At 73.7% G+C, this 15,813-nt stretch carries 17 protein-coding genes; 15 read left to right on the forward strand and 2 right to left on the reverse strand.

Features of this window, described 5'->3' with window-relative positions:
* The first annotated feature begins 11 nt into the window (after positions 1-11).
* The 13 genes from CLV28_RS14945 (at position 12) to CLV28_RS15005 (ending at position 10,873) form a co-directional block, all read left to right on the forward strand.
* Positions 12-599: a TerD family protein gene (locus CLV28_RS14945; RefSeq protein ID WP_100424145.1), complete on the forward strand. Its 588-nt coding sequence runs from the start codon at positions 12-14 to the stop codon at positions 597-599.
* A gap of 27 nt (positions 600-626) precedes the next feature.
* A complete protein-coding gene (locus CLV28_RS14950; RefSeq protein WP_100424146.1) occupies positions 627-1,214 on the forward strand; it encodes a TerD family protein in 588 nt (195 codons plus the stop codon).
* A 34-nt stretch (positions 1,215-1,248) separates the two neighbouring features.
* Positions 1,249-2,457 (forward strand): DUF475 domain-containing protein, encoded by a 1,209-nt coding sequence (locus CLV28_RS14955; protein ID WP_100424147.1) that lies wholly within the window; start codon positions 1,249-1,251, stop codon positions 2,455-2,457.
* Positions 2,458-2,588: 131 nt separating this feature from the next.
* Positions 2,589-3,179 (forward strand): TerD family protein, encoded by a 591-nt coding sequence (locus CLV28_RS14960; RefSeq protein WP_100424148.1) that lies wholly within the window; start codon positions 2,589-2,591, stop codon positions 3,177-3,179.
* Between the two features lie 2 nt (positions 3,180-3,181).
* A complete protein-coding gene (locus CLV28_RS14965) occupies positions 3,182-3,886 on the forward strand; it encodes an HAD family hydrolase (protein ID WP_100424149.1) in 705 nt (234 codons plus the stop codon).
* 1 nt (position 3,887) lies between these two features.
* Positions 3,888-4,997, forward strand: a complete 1,110-nt coding sequence (locus CLV28_RS14970; RefSeq protein WP_100424150.1) for a phosphoribosyltransferase family protein — start codon at positions 3,888-3,890, stop codon at positions 4,995-4,997.
* On the forward strand, positions 4,994-5,902 hold the full coding sequence (locus CLV28_RS14975; protein WP_100424151.1) for a phosphoribosyltransferase family protein: 909 nt from the start codon (positions 4,994-4,996) through the stop codon (positions 5,900-5,902). Before CLV28_RS14970 ends, CLV28_RS14975 begins: the two co-directional genes overlap by 4 nt.
* Positions 5,899-7,059 carry a hypothetical protein gene (locus CLV28_RS14980; protein ID WP_100424152.1) on the forward strand — a complete coding sequence of 387 codons (1,161 nt, stop codon included), beginning with the start codon at positions 5,899-5,901 and terminating at the stop codon, positions 7,057-7,059. The genes CLV28_RS14975 and CLV28_RS14980 overlap by 4 nt, the downstream gene beginning before the upstream one ends.
* A gap of 10 nt (positions 7,060-7,069) precedes the next feature.
* On the forward strand, positions 7,070-8,485 hold the full coding sequence (locus CLV28_RS14985) for an amino acid permease (protein WP_100424153.1): 1,416 nt from the start codon (positions 7,070-7,072) through the stop codon (positions 8,483-8,485).
* Positions 8,486-8,566: 81 nt separating this feature from the next.
* Positions 8,567-8,998, forward strand: coding sequence for an alternative ribosome rescue aminoacyl-tRNA hydrolase ArfB (arfB, locus tag CLV28_RS14990; protein WP_100424209.1), 432 nt, complete (start codon positions 8,567-8,569; stop codon positions 8,996-8,998).
* Between the two features lie 6 nt (positions 8,999-9,004).
* Positions 9,005-9,739, forward strand: coding sequence for a hypothetical protein (locus CLV28_RS14995; RefSeq protein ID WP_100424154.1), 735 nt, complete (start codon positions 9,005-9,007; stop codon positions 9,737-9,739).
* A gap of 70 nt (positions 9,740-9,809) precedes the next feature.
* A complete protein-coding gene (locus tag CLV28_RS15000; RefSeq protein ID WP_100424155.1) occupies positions 9,810-10,151 on the forward strand; it encodes a PadR family transcriptional regulator in 342 nt (113 codons plus the stop codon).
* Entirely contained in the window at positions 10,148-10,873 is a 726-nt protein-coding gene (locus tag CLV28_RS15005; protein WP_100424156.1) for a DUF4190 domain-containing protein, read from the forward strand. Before CLV28_RS15000 ends, CLV28_RS15005 begins: the two co-directional genes overlap by 4 nt.
* Positions 10,874-11,034: 161 nt before the next feature.
* On the opposite strand, the gene CLV28_RS15010 is transcribed toward CLV28_RS15005, so the two are convergent.
* Positions 11,035-12,312, reverse strand: a complete 1,278-nt coding sequence (locus CLV28_RS15010) for an amidohydrolase (RefSeq protein ID WP_100424157.1) — start codon at positions 12,310-12,312, stop codon at positions 11,035-11,037.
* A gap of 50 nt (positions 12,313-12,362) precedes the next feature.
* Positions 12,363-14,384, reverse strand: a complete 2,022-nt coding sequence (locus tag CLV28_RS15015) for an MDR family MFS transporter (RefSeq protein ID WP_100424158.1) — start codon at positions 14,382-14,384, stop codon at positions 12,363-12,365.
* A 129-nt stretch (positions 14,385-14,513) separates the two neighbouring features.
* Here CLV28_RS15015 and CLV28_RS15020 point away from each other — a divergent pair, with 129 nt between their 5' ends.
* Both CLV28_RS15020 and CLV28_RS15025 read left to right on the forward strand, forming a co-directional pair.
* Positions 14,514-15,176, forward strand: coding sequence for an MOSC domain-containing protein (locus CLV28_RS15020; protein WP_100424159.1), 663 nt, complete (start codon positions 14,514-14,516; stop codon positions 15,174-15,176).
* 22 nt (positions 15,177-15,198) lie between these two features.
* Positions 15,199-15,786, forward strand: coding sequence for a DinB family protein (locus CLV28_RS15025; protein WP_100424160.1), 588 nt, complete (start codon positions 15,199-15,201; stop codon positions 15,784-15,786).
* Positions 15,787-15,813: the final 27 nt, after the last annotated feature.

Consider the following 15,813-nt stretch of genomic DNA (forward strand, 5'->3'; position numbering starts at 1 on the left):
AAGGAACGGACATGGCAGTCAACCTCAGCAAGGGTGGAAACATCTCGCTCACGAAGGTCGCGCCGGGGCTCGTGCACGCGGGCGTCGGGCTCGGGTGGGACCCGCGCACGACGGACGGCGCGCCGTTCGACCTCGACGCGTCCGCGATCCTGCTCGACGCGAGCGGCAAGGCGCTCTCGGACCACCACTTCGTGTTCTACAACAACCTGGTGGACCCGTCGGGCGCGGTCGAGCACCAGGGCGACAACACCACGGGCGTGGGCGACGGCGACGACGAGACGATCACCGTCGACCTCTCGCTGGTGCCGGCCGAGGTGATGCGCATCGTGGTGCTCGCGAGCATCCACGACGCCGACAACCGCCGCCAGAACTTCGGTCAGGTCGCCGACGCGTACATTCGTGTCTACGACCTGGACGACGCGCACAACGACGCGAAGGTCGTGAAGTTCGACCTCGGGGAGGACGCCTCGACCGAGACGGCGCTCGTGTTCGGGGAGATCTACCGCAACGGCACCGACTGGAAGTTCCGTGCGATCGGCCAGGGGTACGCCTCGGGCCTCGCGGGCGTCATCTCCGACTACGGCCTCAACGCCGGCTGACCCGTCCCACCAGCGAAGGGAAGAACCATGACCATCAACCTCAGCAAGGGCGGCAACATCTCGCTCGCGAAGGTGTCGCCCGGCCTGTCGCACGCCGTGATCGGCCTCGGCTGGAACCCGCGCAGCACCGACGGCGCGCCGTTCGACCTCGACGCCTCGGCGATCCTGGTCGACGCGAACGGCAAGGGCCTGTCGGAGGCGAACTTCGTCTTCTACAACAACCTCAAGGACCCGTCGGGCTCGGTCGTGCACCAGGGCGACAACCGCACGGGTGACGGCGAGGGCGACGACGAGACGCTCGCGGTCGACCTCGCGAACGTCCCGCCCGCGGCCGACCGCATCGTATTCCTGGCGAGCATCAACGACGCCGACGAGCGCCGTCAGACGTTCGGCCAGGTCTCGGACGCGTACATCCGCGTGTACGACGGCGACGCGCCGGGCGACTCCGAGAAGGAGGCACGGTTCGACCTGGGCGAGGACGCCTCGACCGAGACGGCCCTCGTGTTCGGCGAGCTGTACCGCCGCGACACCGAGTGGAAGTTCCGGGCGATCGGCCAGGGCTACACCAACGGACTGATCGGCGTGCTCGCCGAGTACGGACTCAACGCCGGCTGAGTCCGGCATCACCTGCGAGAGAAGAGAAGTTCCCGTGGATACGCTCCGCCACTTCAAGTGGGACGTGCTCGTCCTGATCGCCGCCCTCGTCACCGCCTTCTTCTACGGCGGCGGCGCGGCGGTCTACCTGACCGCGATCCTGATCGTCGTCGAGATCGTGTTCTCGTTCGACAACGCAGCGGTCAACGCGAAGTACCTGGCCCGCATGAACGAGTTCTGGCAGAAGATGTTCCTCACCGTGGGCATCCTCATCGCCGTGTTCGGCATGCGGCTGATCTTCCCGTTCGTGATCGTGAGCCTCACGGGCAGCATCAGCCCGGCTGAGGCGTTCACGCTCGCGCTCGAGAAGGGAGACCCGGAGGAGCCGGGCACCTACGGGTACATCCTCGAGCAGGCGCACCCGAGCATCGCGGCGTTCGGCGGCATGTTCCTCATCATGCTGTTCCTGGACTTCCTCTTCGACTCCGAGCGCGAGTCGCACTGGCTGAGCTGGATCGAGAAGCCCCTGCAGAAGGTGGGGCGTCTCGACCAGCTCAGCGTCGTCGTCGCCGGCATCGGCCTGCTGGTCGCGTCGGAGACCCTCGTGCACGACGTGGACGAGCGCGCGACCGTCCTGTTCTCGGGGCTGCTCGGCATCATCCTGTACCTCGGCGTCAACGGGCTCGCGTCCGTCATGGAGGCGCGCGAGGAGGCCAAGGAGGAGGCGCTCGAGGCCGAGGAGCGGGCCGTGGGGCACCAGGTCGCCCTGGCCGGGAAGGCCGCGTTCTCGCTCTTCATGTTCCTCGAGGTGCTCGACGCGACGTTCTCGTTCGACGGCGTGATCGGCGCGTTCGCGATCACCCCGGACCCGGTCATCATCGCGCTCGGCCTCGGCGTGGGCGCGCTGTTCGTCCGGTCGATGACCGTGTTCCTGGTGCGCAAGGGCACGCTCGCGGAGTACCGCTACCTCGAGCACGGCGCGCACTGGGCGATCGGCGCGCTCGCGACCATGCTGATCCTCACGCTGCACTTCGACATCCCGGACATCGTTATCGGCCTCGTGGGCCTGGTGTTCATCGTCTCCGCCTGGGTGACGTCGACCGTGGCCAACCGCCGCGACGCGGCGTCGGTCGAGCGGGCCCTGGCGGACGGCGCGGGGACCGAGGCGGCCGAGGCGCCGTCCGACGCCGAGACCCACGCGCCCGGGATCTACGCCTCCCGCTCGACGCCGGACGACGCCACCGAGCCCCGCTCGGACGACTGACCGGAACCCCGGGCGCCCGCCGTCCGTTCATCCGGACGGCGGGCACCCGGGCACGACCCGGCCTCGTACGGCGGGCACCCGGGCCCCACGAAAGACCCTGACGAACGACCCGACCGCAAGGAGCACGACGCATGAGCATCAACCTCTCCAAGGGCCAGTCCATCAACCTCGCGAAGTCCACGGGCGGCGGCCTGACGACGGTCCGCCTCGGCCTCGGCTGGGACGTCAAGGTGGTCCAGAAGAAGGGGCTCTTCGGGGGCGTCAAGAACGTCCAGAAGAGCATCGACCTCGACGCCTCGGCGCTGCTCGTCGGCGGCGGCGCCGTGCGCGACGTCGTCTACTACGGCCAGCTGCGCTCGAAGGACGCCTCGGTCCAGCACACGGGCGACAACCTCACGGGCGCGGGCGACGGCGACGACGAGTCGATCCTCGTCGACCTGACCAAGGTCGCGGCGTCGATCGACCACATCGTGTTCACGGTCAACTCGTACAGCGGCGACAACTTCAGCGAGATCGAGAACGCGTACGTGCGGGTCGTCGACTCGGCCTCGCGCGACGCCGAGCTCGCGAAGTTCGTGCTGACCGGCTCGGGCCCGCACACCGCGCTCGTCATGGCGCGCGTCTCGCGCACCGCGACGGGCTGGGAGTTCACCGCGATCGGCACGCCCGGCAACGGTCGCACCGCGCACGACCTCATGCCGCTCGCGCTCGGCGCGCTCTGAGCATGGTCGACGGGGGCGCACGGGCGGTCAGCCTGGACATCTGGCTGACGCTCGTGCGCAGCCATCCCGAGTTCAAGGGGCACCGCAACGAGCTGCTGCGCACGGGTCTGGGCCTGCGCACCGACCCGGCCGAGTTCGCGGCGGCGCTGCGCGCGGCCGACCAGCGCGCCGACCTCCTGAGCGAGGCGTCGGGGCGCGACCACGCGCTCGCCGACCGCCTCGGCCTCGTGCTCGACGACCTCGGGGCCCCGCACGACGTGCTCTCCGCGGACCTCCTCGCCCACCTGCTCGACCGGCAGGAGGAGCTCGCGCTCGAGATGCCCCCGCAGCCGCTCGACCCGGGCCTGCCCGACGTGCTCGCCGCCACGGCGCAGGTGCTCCCCGTGGGCGTCACGAGCAACACCGGGATGATCCCGGGACGCACCATGCGACGTCTGCTCGACGCGTGCGGCATGCTCGCGCCGCTGAGCGTGCTGACGTTCTCGGACGAGGTCGGCGCGGCCAAGCCAGCGCCGGCGATCTTCGCGGCCACGGTCGAGGGTTTCGCGTGCGCGGCGGGCGACGTCGTGCACGTGGGCGACAACCCGGTCGCGGACGTCGCGGGGGCCCGCGACGCGGGGATGCGGCCCGTGCTGGTGGACGCGAGCGTCACGACGTCCGCGGTGCTCGCGGCGCTCGCCGAACGCGCCCGCGAGACGGCGGCCTGACGTGACGGCGCCCGCGCTCGTCGCGGCGTTCCACCTGACGCGTGCCGGGCGAGGGGTCGGGGGTGCTCCGGGCGGTCCTGGCGGTCCTGGCGGTCCGGGTGCTCCGGGTCTGCAGGGCGCGCCGACGGACCGTGCGCCCCTCGTCGACGCGCGCTCCGGCCTGCCGCTCGACGTCGACGCGTACTCCCGCATGAAGCACGGCGACGCGCGCGCGGCCCGCGACCTCGCGGACGCCGTCGCCGACGCGCTGCTCGTGCAGCAGCCCGCGCTCGTGACCGACCCGGCACCGCTCGCGCTGCCGGTGGCGTACCTCGCGGTGCGGCCCGCGTGCTGGTATCTCGCGGCGCGCGTGCTCGACCGCCTCGACGCCGAGCGCGCGCGGCACGGGCACGCGCCGGGCCGCGTCGTGCGGGTCGCGAAGGACTCGGTCACGCGCACCGACTACGCGGCGTCGTCGGCCGCCGACCGGCGCGCCGAGATGGACCGCATCGGGTTCCGGCTCACGCAGGACGTCGCCGGGTGCCAGCTCGTCGTGGTCGACGACGTGCGCGTGACCGGCCTCGCCGAGGCGACCGTGCTCGCGGCGCTCGCCGACGCCGGGGCCGTGCGCACCGTGGTCGCGTACGTCGCGACGGTCGACGACGCGCTGCGCGCCGACCCGGCCGTCGAGGCCGAGCTCAACCACGCGACCGTGCGGTCGGTCGCCGACATGGCCGACGTGGTGCGCGCCGGGGACTTCGTGCTGACCATCCGGTTCCTCAAGCGCCTGCTCGGCGCGCCCGCCGCGGAGCGCGCCGCGTTCCTCGACGCGTGCCCGCCCGCGCTCGTCGCGCAGATGCATGCGGGCTGCGTCGCGACCGGCCCCGAGTTCTGCGCCGGGTACGCGGACGGCGTCGCCGACCTCGTCGCGCGGCGGGGGCCCGGGCAGGAGGCAGGGCGAGGGGCGTCGGACGGCGCCGACGTCGAGGACCCTGACGCTGTGCATCCCGACGCCGTGCACCCTGACGCCGTGCACCCTGACGCTGTGCATCCCGACGCTGTGCATCCCGACGCCGTGCATCCCGACGCTGTGCATCCCGACGCCGTGCACACCGTCCCGGCGGGCGCATGAGCGCGCGGGCGTTCGCGCTCACGCGGCTCGTCGAGTCGCCCGCGGGGGACCTCGCGCTCGTGCGCGACGTGGTCCGAGGCGGCGACACGGGCAGTGCGGGTTGCGGCGTGACGGTCGAGCAGTACAGCCGGTTCAAGCACGGCGACGGCCTCGTCGCGCGCGAGCTCGGCACGGCGCTCGCCGAGGAGTTCGTCGCGGCGCACGCGCGCACGCTGCGCGGCGACGTCGTCGTGACCTCGTCGGGGTACGACGTCGCGCCGCCCGCGGCCCGGTCGCTGCTCGGGCCGTTCGTCGGCACGCTGCGCCGGCTCCTCGACGCCCGGGATGCCCGCGGCGCGCGCGGCGTCACGGTGCGCACCGTGACGGTGCACCGGTCCGCGCCGTCCGACGGCGACTACGCCGCGATGGGCCGCGACGCCCGGGCCGCCGCGCTGGGGGCGCACGACCTGCACCTGGGGGCAGGGGGCGACGTCCGCCACGCGCACGTGCTCGCGCTCGACGACGTCCGGGTCACGGGCGTGCACGAGCGGGCCATGGACGCCGCGCTGCGGTCGGCCGGGGCGCGGCGCGTCGACCACCTGTACGTCGTGGACGCGCACCTGCTGGGCGCCGACCCGACGGTCGAGTCGAGGCTCAACACGGTCGCCGTGCGGGACGTCGACGACCTCGCGCGCCTCGCCGCGAGCCCCGGGTTCGTGCCCAACGCGCGCGTCACGCGCATGCTGCTCGGGCTCGACGACGCCTCGCTCGCCGCGGTCGCGGCGCGCCTGCCCGTCGAGGTGCTGCGCTGGTTCTCGCAGGTCGGGCTGCGCGACCGGTTCACCGAGCTGCCGCGGTATCGTCCCGCCGCGGAGAGGTTCCGCGCGCTCGCGGGCGGGCTCGTGCAGGAGGGAGCGGCACCATGACCGAAGGCACGACCGAGGACTCGACCGAGGACCGCGCCGGGGAGCCGACGGACGCCGGGGCCGACGACGGCTTCGCCGCCGCGAAGCCCGGCGCCGGCCCCCGGGGCGCCCGGGGCGTCGCCGCGGACGCGTCGGCGTGGGTGCTGCGCGCGCTCGCCGCCTACCCACAGCCGCCGCGCCCCCTCGTGGACGAGTGGGAGATCTCGATCGCGGGACTCGTGCGCACCGTGCCGCGCGTTCCGCGGTTCGCGACCAAGCCGCTCGGGCTGCTCGACGGCCTCGGTGCGGTGCACGTCGGTCCCGAGGAGGTCGGGTTCGACGGCGACGCGGTGCCGTGGGACCGCGTGCTCGAGGTGCGGACCGAGCCGCTCGCCGCGAGCATCTCGGCCGAGGCGCTCGAGCAGGGCATCGCGCAGGTCTCGGCCCGGCTCCCGCTCATGCCGGGCCGCGCGTGGATCTCCCGCAAGCTCGCCGAGCTCTTCTACACGCTGTACCTGCTCGCGAACCCCGAGACGCGCGACGAGCTGCTCGCGGTGGAACGCGAGCTGGGCGGCCTCGTGCCCGACGGGGCCTACGGGGCGGACGACGCCGCGCCGGGCTCTCCCGAGCGCGACGGACGCACCGTGACGCAGATCCTGGTGCGCCGCCGGTTCGGCGGGCCGTCGGAGCGTCCCACGAGCATCACCGCGGTGCTGCTCCAGATCGCGGTGCCCGGGGCGACCGAGGCGATCGTGCGCGAGGCGCTCGAGCGTGACATCCCGGTCGTGCACGTGCCCCTCGAGGAGGGCGACCTCGGCAAGCACGTGAGCCGCGCCGAGTCGTGGCGCACCGCGGCCGGGACCGTGCGGGGCAGGCTCGCGTCGCTGCGCCGCGCGGACGACGCGGACGGCGCGGGTGCCAAGGGTGCTGCTGTGCAGGACGCCGCTGTGCCGAGTGCCGCCGTGCAGGACGCCGCTGTGCAGGACACCGCGGTCCAGGACTCCGCCGTGCAGGACGCCGCGTGGGCGGGTACGTCGCGTGCGGTGCCGACCGCGGGGACGTCGTCCGGCACGGGGACGACCGCGGGGACGTCGTCCGACAGCATGCCCGGGATCATCACGCGCAAGCGCCGGCGCAAGGGGTCGTCCGACGAGCCGACGATCCCGGGGATGCTCTAGCGTCGGGGGGATGTCCTCCCACCAGACCGAGCCCGCGCCCGAGCCCGCGCCCGAGCAGCGTGAGCCGACCGGCGACTCCCTCGCGCACGGGCTGCGTGCGCGGCACCTGACGATGATGGGCCTCGGCTCGGCGATCGGCGCGGGGCTGTTCCTCGGCAGCGGCCAGGGAATCGCGATCGCGGGGCCGGCGGTGCTGGTGAGCTACTCGATCGCGGGCGTGCTCGTCGTGCTGCTCATGCGCATGCTCGCCGAGATGGCGACCGAGGTGCCGTCGTCGGGCGCGTTCTCGGTCTACGCGGAGACGGCGCTCGGGCGCTGGGCCGGGTTCACGATGGGCTGGCTGTACTGGTTCATGCTCATCATGGTGCTGGGCGTCGAGGTCACGGGTGCCGCGCAGATCATGGCGGGCTGGTGGCCGTCGGTGCCGCAGTGGGTGTTCGCGGGCGTCGTGGTCGCGCTGTTCGCGGTGCTGAACCTCGTGGGCGTGCGCAGCTTCGGGGAGGCCGAGTTCTGGTTCGCGGCGGTCAAGGTGCTCGCGATCCTCGCGTTCCTCGTGATCGGCGTGCTCGTGGTGCTCGGGTGGCTGCCCGGCACCGAGCCCGTGGGCACCGAGAACCTGCTCGGGCACGGCGGCTTCGCGCCGACGGGGTGGAGCGGGATCGCGGCGGCGCTGCTCGTCGTGGTGTTCGCGTTCGGGGGCATCGAGATCGTGACGATCGCGGCGGCCGAGGCGCGCGACCCGCAGCGCGCGATCGGGATCGCGACCCGCTCGATCGTGTGGCGCATCGTGTTCTTCTACCTCGGGTCGATCGCGATCATGGTGCTCGTGCTGCCGTGGGACTCGCCCGCGCTCGCCGAGTCGCCGTTCGTGGCGGTGCTCGACGTCGCGGGGCTCGAGAACGCGGCCCGGGTCATGTCGGTCGTGGTGGTCGTCGCGCTGCTCAGCGCGTTCAACGCGAACGTGTACGGGACGTCGCGCATGGCGTACTCGCTCGCGCGCCGCGGGGACGGGCCGCGTGCGCTCGCACGGGTCTCGCGCACCGAGGTGCCGTGGGTCGCGGTGCTGCTGTCGGTGTTCTTCGGGTTCGTCTCGGTGCTGCTCAACTGGTGGCTGCCCGACGCCCTGCTCGAGATCCTGCTCAACGCGGTCGGGTCGGCGCTGCTCGTGATCTGGGTGTTCATCGCGGTCTCGCAGCTCGTGCTGCGCCCCCGGCTCGAGGCGGCGGCGCGCGAGCGCGGCGAGACGCTGCAGCTGCGCATGTGGCTCTATCCGTGGCTCACGTGGGCGACTCTCGCGGGCCTGGCGGCGCTCGTGGTGCTCATGCTGACCGACCCGTCGGCGCGGGCGCAGCTCGCCGCGACCGCTGTGCTGACGCTCGTGATCTTCGGGATCTACCTCGTGCGCTCGCGCCGAGCACGGGCTTAGGCACCGCCGAGCACGGGCCTGTGCACACGCACGCCGCGAATTCGTGTGCGCAACCCCGTGCTCGGCGAGGAGGATGGGCACGTGCCCGCACCCCATCACGCCGGACTGCCGGTGAGCGCCGCGCTGACGATCCCGCGCGCCGAGCTCACCTGGCGGTTCTCGCGCGCCTCGGGGCCGGGCGGGCAGGGCGTCAACACGACCGACTCGCGCGTCGAGCTGTCGTGGGACGTCGCGCGGTCGGCCGTGCTCGGCGACGCGCAGCGCGCGCGTCTCCTCGAGCGGCTCGGGCCTCGCCTGGTGGACGGCGTGCTGACCGTGGTCGCCTCCGAGCACCGTGAGCAGCTGCGCAACCGTGCGGCGGCCTCCCAGCGTCTGGCGGCCATCGTGGCGGACGCCGCAGCCGCACCTCCGCGCGCCCGCCGGGCGACCCGGCCGACGCGCGGGTCGAAGGAGCGACGGCTCACCGCCAAGAAGCAGCGGTCGGCCACGAAGGCGCTGCGCCGCATGCCATGATGCGGCGTGCCGAAGAGCAAGGTCCGCAAGAAGAGCTCCGGTGGCCGTGGCGTGCCGCAGCCACCGCCCGCGCTGCCGCGCGTCCACGGACGTGTGCGCGTGCTGGGCTACCTGCTCGGCGGTCTCGTCTGGACGGCCCTCGCGACCCTGCTCTGGGCGTGCGTGCTCGTGGTGCCGCTGCTGCCGGCGCTCATGCGCCCGGTGGGAGAGCAGCTGCACGGGGACGACGTGGTGGCGGTGGCGTTCCTGCCCCTCGTCGCCGCCGCGCTGGGCGGGGGCGTGATGCCGTTCGCGCTGCAGCTCTCGGGCTACGCGCTGCTCCTGTGGCTCGCGCTGTCCCGGTCGGTGCGGCCGGCGTGGGACGGGGAGCCGCTGACGTACGCGGAGGGGCGCACGCGGTTCGACGCGATGCACCTGCCGTGGCACCGCACCCGGTACAGCGACCGTCTCGCGCGGATGATCGTGGGCGGCTTCTCGGCGGGGCCGATGGCCGCCGGGGCGCTCGTGGCGGTCGGTGTGAGCGTGCCGGCGCTCGCGTGGGGGTGGCCGCTCGCGACACTCCTGGTCGTGGTCGCCGCGGCCGTGGGCGTGGTGCTCGTGGTCGTCGGCGTCCGGGTCGGGGTGCGGCTGGGCGCTGGGCGCGGGTTCGAGCGCTACTGCGCGGACGTCGCGCGGCGGCGTCGTGCCCGTCCGCAGCTCGACCTGCCGAGACCGCGTCGTCGAGCGGGCGCGGGGTCTTAGGAGCCACCGCGCGGGTGAATCGTGCACGACCGGGTTCCTTGCGGTGCAAGATACTGCTAGCGTGCGAGCCATGACCTCAGCCGTCGAGCGCGCGCAGACCCAGCTCCGCAAGGGCGTGCTCGAGTACTGCGTGCTCGCGAGCCTGCGAGCCGCCCCCGCGTACGGCCTCGAGCTCGCGACGCTCCTCGGCCGCGACCGCGTGCTCCTCGCGAGCGAGGGCACCCTCTACCCCTTGCTGTCGCGCCTGCGCACGCAGGGCCTCGTCGCCACGACCTGGCAGGAGTCCACGAGCGGACCGCCCCGGCGCTACTACGAGCTCACCGACGACGGGCACGCCGCCCTCGACGCCTTCACCGCGACGTGGCAGCCGTTCCGCGACGCCGTCGACTCACTCCTGGAGGACCCCCGATGACCACCGACCCCGTCACGCCGGACGGCGGCGCGCGCACCCCGCAGAGCGGCGCAGCCCTCGTCGCGCAGTACCTCGACGACCTCGAGCGCGCGCTCGCGGACGCGGACCCGGCGGAGCGGGCCGAGACCGTCACCGCGGTGCGCGACCACCTCGAGGACGCCCTCGGGACGCGCCCGCCGCTCGACGACGCACGTGACGTCATCGCCGGGCTCGGCCCCGTGGAGCTCATTGCGGGTGCAGCCACGCCGTTCGCGGCCGCGCACGGATCGGATCCCCGCGCCCGGACGACCGCGCACGGCGGGCCGACCGCGGCTGCGCCGTCCGGCACCGTGGTCGACCCGACGCCCTGGACCGGGCCGGACCCGCGGTTCGGACCGCCGCCGAGCACGGAGATCCCGCCGCGCCTGCCCGGGGTCGCGCTCGGGCTCGCGACGCTGAGCCTGGTGACGTCGCTCGCGTGGATCGTGAGCTGGCCGCTGGCGATCGCGGCGATCGTGTGCGCGGTCGTGCACCTCACGCGGAGCGAGAAGCGCCGCGGCATGGCGTGGACGGCGATCGGCCTCGGCGTGCTGTCATTCGCGGTCTCGCTCGTGATCGGCCTGTTCTCCGGGTCGACGGTCGTCGAGGAGACGGGTCAGGGGCTCGCGGTCCCGGTCGTGACCGGCGATGGCCCGGCCGTCGCCGGGCTGGTCGTCGCCGGGAGCCTGCTGCCGGGGGAGTAGCCCCCGCGGCCGGTGACCGCCTGCCGCCGAACCGGCGATCATGTACGCCCGAACCGGCGATCATGCACGTTCCGAGGCCCGACATCGACCACGATCGCCGGTTCGGCGTCAGGGTGGGACGTCATGGCGGCGCGGTCGGGCCCGGGGCGCCAGGCAGAGGCTCAGCGCAGCCGGTCGACCGCCGCCTCGACGAGCAGCTCCGCCCCGAGCTCGAGCGTCGGCTCGGGCACAGGGGCGAAGAACGGCGAGTGGTTGGGCGCGACGCCCGCGGGCAGGTCGCCCATCCCGGAGGCGTGCGCGAGGTCGAATCCCGCGAACGCCTGGGGGTCCCAGCCGCCGAGGTTCCAGTAGACGAGGGGCACGCCGACCGCGGTCGCGAGCTCGCCGACGTCCTCCGAGCCGGCGGCGGGCGGCAGGCTGATGACGGCGGGCACGCCGCCCGCGCTCTCGATCGTGCCGCGCTGCTCCTCGAGCACGCGGGCGAGCACGGCGCGCGTGCGCTCGGACGCCTCGGGGTCGTTCGCCATGGCGGAGAAGCTCGCGATGCTCTCGATCTCGGGCGCGGCAGGGGCGCCCGACGCGGCCGACTCGGCCTCGACGATGCGGCGGATCGCGCCGAGCACGCGCTCGCGCACCGACGCGTCGAAGGTGCGCACGTTGACGAGCAGCTCGGCGCTCGCGGGGATGATGTTGGCCTGCGTCCCGGAGCGCAGCGCGCCGACGGTCACGACCGCGCCCTCGTTCGCACCGACCTCGCGCGCGACGACGCCCTGGAGCCGCATCACGGTCGCGGCGGCCATGACGACGGGGTCGACGGTCGCCTCGGGGCTCGACCCGTGCCCGCCGCGCCCGTGCAGGGTGACGCGCAGCGAGTCGGCGGCGGCCATCGCGGGCCCGGCGGTGAGGTTGACGACGCCCACGGGCAGCGGCATGACGTGCTGGCCGAGCACGACGTCGGGCGCGCCGCCGATGCGGTCGTACAGGCCGTCGGCGAGCATGGTGCGCGCGCCCGAGCCGACCTCTTCGGCGGGCTGGAACAGCGCGATCAGCGTGCCGCTCCAGGTCTCGGGTGCGGCGGCGAGGCGGGACGCGGCACCGAGCAGGCACGTGACGTGCACGTCGTGCCCGCACGCGTGCATTGTCCCGGACTCGACGCCGTCGGGCGTGGTCGCGGTGTCGGTCGACGCGTACGGCAGGCCGGTCGCCTCGGTCACGGGCAGGCCGTCCATGTCGGCGCGCAGCAGCACGCGCGGCCCCTCGCCGTTGCCCAGCACGCCGACCACGCCCGTGCCGCCGACGCCCTCGTGCACGTCGAACCCCCAGCCGCGCAGTCGCTCGGCGACGATCCCGGCGGTCCGGTGCTCGGCGTACGCGAGCTCGGGGTGCCGGTGCAGGTCGGTGTAGATCTCGGTGAGGTCGGACGTCGTCAGCGCGGTCATGCGGTCATCCTCGTCCACCCGGGGCTGGGAGCGCTACCGGCCCGCACCGGTCAGCGGTCCCGCGTCTCGGGCTCGGTCACGGGCAGGGCGGGGCCGTCGGTCAGCAGGGCCGACGTGAAGTACTCGACGAGCTCGTCGATCGCGGGCTCGGACTCGCCCGGCCACTCGTCGACGTACCGGCGCAGGCGCTCGCGCTCGCTCGCGCTCAGCACCTCGGCCTCGGCGAGCCCCGCGTCGGTCGCGGTGACCGTGTCGCCCTCGACGGTCACGAGTCCGCGCTCGGCGAGCGACTCCGCGACGCCCTGGACCGTGCCCGTCGAGGCGCCGGAGACCTCCGACATCGCCTGGACCGAGCGCGGCCCCTTGATCGCGGCGCGTGTGAGCATCCAGCACTGCTCGGGCGACAGGTCGACGCCCGTGTCGCGCACGAGCACCCGGTACACGCGCAGCGGGTCCATGACGCCCACGCGCCGCCACAGGATGAGCCGCAGCTCCTCGAGCGACGTGCGCTGGGACGGGAGGGCGAAGACCTCCCCGGCCGCGGTGCCGGCGTCCGCCCGGTCGGCGCCCGAGCGCAGCCGCACCTCGGGGATGAGGAACGTCAGGAGGAACGCGAGCAGCGCGACGGGCACCGCGAACAGGAACACGGTGTGGATCGAGAACGCGTAGCCGTCGAGGAACCAGCCCTGGACCTCGGGCGGGCACTGCCCGAGCGCGATCGCGGACTGCGCGAGCACGTCGCCGCCGCACGGCCCCTGCGCCCCGGCCGGCACGTCGGTCGAGAGCTGGTCGGTCAGGGTGCGGGTGAGCACCGAGCCGAACACCGCGACGCCGACCGACGAGCCGATGGTGCGGAAGAACGTCGCGCCCGACGTCGCCGTGCCGAGGTCCTTGTACTCGACCGCGTTCTGCACCGCGAGCACGAGCACCTGCATGACCAGGCCAAGGCCGAACCCGAGCACGAACATGTACAGCGACGACTCGAGCGTCGACGTGCCGCGGTCCATGGTCGAGAGCAGGAACAGTCCGCCCGCGGTCACGAACGTGCCGATGATCGGGAAGATCTTGTACCGGCCGGTGCGCGAGATGAGCTGCCCGCTGCCGATCGACGTGAACAGCATGCCGACCATCATCGGGATCATCTGCAGGCCCGACTCGGTGGGCGTCGCGCCCTTGATCTGCTGCAGGTACAGCGGCAGGAACGTGATCGCGCCGAACATCGCGAACCCGATCACGAACCCGACGGCGGCCGTGGTCGAGAACACGCGGTTGCGGAACAGGCGCAGCGGCAGCACGGGCTCGGCCGCGCGCTGCTCGACGAGCACGAACGCGACGAGCGCGACCACGCCGAGCGCGATCGTGCCCCACACCTGCGCGCTGTCCCACTCCCAGGTCACGCCGCCGAGGCTCGTGACGAGCACGATCGACGTCGCGACGGTCGCGAGCAGCAGGATGCCCGCGTAGTCGATCTTCGGGTGCCGGCCCGAGCGGGTCAGCGGCAGCACCGCGGTCACGACCACGAGCGCGACGATGCCGATCGGCACGTTGATGTAGAAGACCCACCGCCAGTCGAGGTTGTCCACGAACCAGCCGCCGAGCAGCGGGCCGGCGACGCTCGAGACCCCGAAGACGGCCCCGAAGAACCCCTGGTACTTGCCGCGCTCACGCGGCGGGACGACGTCCCCGATGATCGCCTGCGCGAGCACCATGAGCCCGCCGCCGCCCGCACCCTGCACCGCGCGCCACGCGATGAGCTGACCCATCGACTGCGACGTGCCCGCGAGGATCGAGCCGACCAGGAAGATCACGATGCACGCGATGAACAGGATCTTGCGCCCGTACAGGTCGCCGAGCTTGCCCCACAGCGGCGTCGTCGCGGTCGAGGCGAGCATGTACGACGTCACGACCCACGACAGGTGCTCGGCACCGCCGAGGTCGGCGACGATCGTGGGCAGCGCGGTCGAGACGATGGTCTGGTCGAGCGCGGCGAGCAGCATCGCGAGCATGAGCCCGCCGAAGATCGCGTAGATCTTGCCCTGCGGGAGAGCCTCCGGCTCCGTCTGCGTCGTCATCCGAGTTCCCGTCCTCGTCGTCCGCCGTCGCGCGAGCACGCGCTCAGCGCAGCGTCCCACGGGTGGGCGCGCGCGGCACCGCGAACGGGCGGCGCGGGCCGGACGGCGTCCGCCTGGCATCATGCGGGGATGACCCCTCCCGGTGAGCTCCTCGCGGTGTGCCGCGTGCACCAGCTGCTGCCCGACGCCGGCACGGTCGGCGTGACCGCGATCGACAAGCGTCCCGTCGACGGCCCCGTCAAGGCCGGCCGGCTCGGCCTGTACGCCGACGTGCAGGCCGACCGCGCGCACCACGGCGGCCCCGACCAGGCCGTGTACGCGTACGCGCAGGAGGACGCCGACCACTGGGCCGCCGAGCTCGGCCGACCCGTCGAGCCGGGGCTGTTCGGCGAGAACCTGCGCACGCGTGGCGTCGAGGTGTCGACCGCGGTCGTCGGGGAGCGCTGGAGGGTCGGCTCCGCCGTCCTCGAGGTGACCCAGCCGCGGACGCCGTGCGCGACCTTCGCGCGTCGTCTGGGGGAGGACCGGTGGGTCCGCCGGTTCACCGAGGCGAACCGCACGGGCGCGTACCTGCGGGTCGTGACCCCGGGGCGGCTGGGCGCGGGCGACGCGGTCGTCGTCGAGCACCGGCCCGAGCACGGCGTCACGGTCGCCGACTGGTTCGGCGGCTGGAGCGCGGGCGGCGACCTCGCGCACGCGCAGCGGCTGCTCGAGGCGCACGCGCTCGGGGAGGTGCGGCTCACCGACGAGATGCGCGAGCGCGCCGCGACCGTGATCGCGCGACACTCGTAGCAGCCGCCACCGAAGGAGAGCCATGAGCCAGGCACCGGAGTTCGACTGGTCGATCCTGACCGTGCCGACGACCGCCGCGATGGTCCGCGGCCAGCTCGGTTTCTCCTGGAGCGAGCTCGCGCCCCGCCTCGCAACGCTCACCCAGGCCGAGCTCGACTGGGAGCCCGCCCCCGACGCGCTGCGCGTCGTGCGCCGCGGCACCGAGCGCTCGCCCCGCACGCTCGGCGCGGGCGACTGGGTCATGGAGTGGCCCGCAGGCCCCGACTCGCCCCAGCCGCGCACGATCGGCTGGCTCGTCGCGCACCTGACGGAGGTGTTCACCGAGCGCCACGCGTCCGCGTTCGGCGACGAGCCGGTGCACCGCGACGACGTCACGTTCTCGGGCGAGGTCGCGGACGCCGTCACCGGCCTCCGGCAGGTCGTGGACCGTTGGCGGGCCGGCGTGGACGCGCTCGACGACGACGCGTTCCTCACCGTCGGCCTCAGCACGGCCACCCCGGTCGACGCCGCCGCACCGTTCGGCCACCTCGTGCTGCACCTCGACCGCGAGCTGATCCACCACGGCGCCGAGATCATGGTGCTGCAGGACCTCCACCGCGCCCGCGCCTGACCGGTCGCCCGGGAATGCGCCGCCCCC

Origin of the sequence: Sediminihabitans luteus (genome assembly GCF_002797595.1) — a bacterium.
Taxonomy (GTDB): domain Bacteria; phylum Actinomycetota; class Actinomycetes; order Actinomycetales; family Cellulomonadaceae; genus Paraoerskovia; species Paraoerskovia lutea.

Excerpts from the sequence above, each read along its gene's own strand:
- CLV28_RS14950 (WP_100424146.1), top strand. The coding sequence starts at position 627 with ATGACCATCAACCTCAGCAAGGGCGGCAACATCTCGCTCGCGAAGGTG.
- CLV28_RS14975 (WP_100424151.1), top strand. The coding sequence starts at position 4,994 with ATGAGCGCGCGGGCGTTCGCGCTCACGCGGCTCGTCGAGTCGCCCGCG.
- CLV28_RS15000 (WP_100424155.1), top strand. The coding sequence starts at position 9,810 with ATGACCTCAGCCGTCGAGCGCGCGCAGACCCAGCTCCGCAAGGGCGTG.
- CLV28_RS14965 (WP_100424149.1), top strand. The coding sequence starts at position 3,182 with ATGGTCGACGGGGGCGCACGGGCGGTCAGCCTGGACATCTGGCTGACG.
- CLV28_RS15005 (WP_100424156.1), top strand. The coding sequence starts at position 10,148 with ATGACCACCGACCCCGTCACGCCGGACGGCGGCGCGCGCACCCCGCAG.
- CLV28_RS14980 (WP_100424152.1), top strand. The coding sequence starts at position 5,899 with ATGACCGAAGGCACGACCGAGGACTCGACCGAGGACCGCGCCGGGGAG.
- CLV28_RS14945 (WP_100424145.1), top strand. The coding sequence starts at position 12 with ATGGCAGTCAACCTCAGCAAGGGTGGAAACATCTCGCTCACGAAGGTC.
- CLV28_RS14985 (WP_100424153.1), top strand. The coding sequence starts at position 7,070 with ATGTCCTCCCACCAGACCGAGCCCGCGCCCGAGCCCGCGCCCGAGCAG.
- CLV28_RS15025 (WP_100424160.1), top strand. The coding sequence starts at position 15,199 with ATGAGCCAGGCACCGGAGTTCGACTGGTCGATCCTGACCGTGCCGACG.
- CLV28_RS14960 (WP_100424148.1), top strand. The coding sequence starts at position 2,589 with ATGAGCATCAACCTCTCCAAGGGCCAGTCCATCAACCTCGCGAAGTCC.
- CLV28_RS15010 (WP_100424157.1), bottom strand. The coding sequence starts at position 12,312 with ATGACCGCGCTGACGACGTCCGACCTCACCGAGATCTACACCGACCTG.
- CLV28_RS15020 (WP_100424159.1), top strand. The coding sequence starts at position 14,514 with ATGACCCCTCCCGGTGAGCTCCTCGCGGTGTGCCGCGTGCACCAGCTG.
- CLV28_RS15015 (WP_100424158.1), bottom strand. The coding sequence starts at position 14,384 with ATGACGACGCAGACGGAGCCGGAGGCTCTCCCGCAGGGCAAGATCTAC.